Here is a 1,718-nt window from a genome sequence, read left to right on the forward strand (position 1 = left end):
ATCTCCCCCTCCCTCGCCAAAGCAGTTACCTCACTCATCCAGTATTTAACCGCTATCACTCAGAAACAGAGTTATTGCGCTATCTCCACAGGCTAGAAAGCAAGGACTTGTCGCTGACAACATCGATGATTCCCTTGGGTTCCTGCACAATGAAGTTAAACGCCACAGCTGAGATGATTCCGGTGACTTGGGAGGAATTTGGCAAGATTCATCCTTTTGCGCCGCCATCCCAAACCCAAGGTTATCAAATTCTGTTTCAGCAACTTGAAGCATGGTTAGCTGAAATTACCGGTTTTGCCGGAATTTCTCTGCAACCAAATGCAGGTTCTCAAGGTGAATACGCCGGACTTTTAGTAATTCGCCAATATCATCAAAATCGGGGAGAAGGACACCGCAACATCTGTTTGATTCCCACCTCAGCACACGGGACAAACCCAGCCAGTGCGGTGATGTGCGGTATGAAGGTAGTGGCAGTTGCCTGCGATTTGCAAGGTAACATTGACGTTGACGACCTAAAAGCGAAAGCTGAAAAACACAAATCAGAACTCGCCGCCTTAATGGTGACATATCCCTCCACTCACGGTGTTTTTGAGGAGTCAATTAAGGAAATTTGTGCAATTGTTCATACCCACGGCGGACAAGTTTACATGGATGGGGCAAATATGAACGCCCAAGTGGGAATTTGTCGTCCTGGGGATATTGGCGCGGATGTCTGTCACTTAAACTTACACAAAACTTTCTGTATTCCTCACGGTGGTGGCGGCCCTGGTATGGGGCCTATTGGTGTTGTGTCTCATCTCGTGCCGTTCCTACCCGGACATGCTGTAGTAGGAATTGGAGAACAGGACACGGGGACACGGAGACACACAGACGCGGAGAGTTCTTTCACCGCGTCCCCGCGTCTCCCACTCTCCGCGTCTTCTACAACTGGCGATTCCCATCTTGGTGCTGTGGCGGCTGCGCCTTGGGGTAGTGCGAGTATCTTGGTGATTTCTTGGATGTATATTGCCATGATGGGTACAGCTGGTTTAACCCAAGCAACAAAAGTGGCAATTCTCAATGCTAACTACATCGCCAAGCGACTTGAATCTTACTATCCCGTTTTATATCAAGGGAAAAATGGTTTAGTTGCCCATGAATGTATTTTAGATTTGCGATCGCTCAAAAAATCAGCAGCGATGGAAATCGATGATGTCGCCAAGCGTTTGATGGATTATGGTTTCCATGCACCCACTGTTTCCTGGCCTGTGGCAGGTACAATCATGGTGGAACCAACAGAAAGCGAATCGAAACAAGAGTTAGATCGTTTCTGTGATGCGTTGATTTCTATTCGCCAAGAAATCGCCGAAATCGAATCAGGCAAGGCAGATATCCAAGATAATCTTTTGAAGAACGCGCCCCATACTGCTGAAAGTCTGCTTAGTGGAGAATGGCATCATCCCTATTCCCGCGAACAAGCCGCCTACCCTGCACCTTGGACGCGGGAACATAAATTCTGGCCTATTGTTAGCCGCATTGATGCAGCCTTTGGTGACAGGAATTTCGTTTGTTCTTGTCTGCCAATGGATGCTTATTAAGTAATAAAAGGGACTAAGGAGGGAATCGGGAGTCGTGACCCATTGGTGTCAGCTTAAGCTCAAACGCTTATTCCACAACCACTTTACCCCACCCCTCAATCCCCTCCCCGCCTGCGGGGAGGGGAGGTTTTGGCTTTAGAC

At 48.3% G+C, this 1,718-nt stretch carries 1 protein-coding gene; it reads left to right on the forward strand.

Going from position 1 to position 1,718, the window contains the following annotated elements:
- A partial coding sequence (gcvP, locus tag GNE10_RS34325; protein ID WP_185570481.1) for an aminomethyl-transferring glycine dehydrogenase occupies positions 1–1,577 on the forward strand: 1,577 nt, incomplete at its 5' end.
- Between the last annotated feature and the right edge of the window lie 141 nt (positions 1,578–1,718).

Origin of the sequence: Nostoc sp. 2RC (assembly GCF_014222165.1) — a bacterium.
GTDB classification, from domain to species: Bacteria; Cyanobacteriota; Cyanobacteriia; order Cyanobacteriales; family Nostocaceae; genus Nostoc; species Nostoc linckia.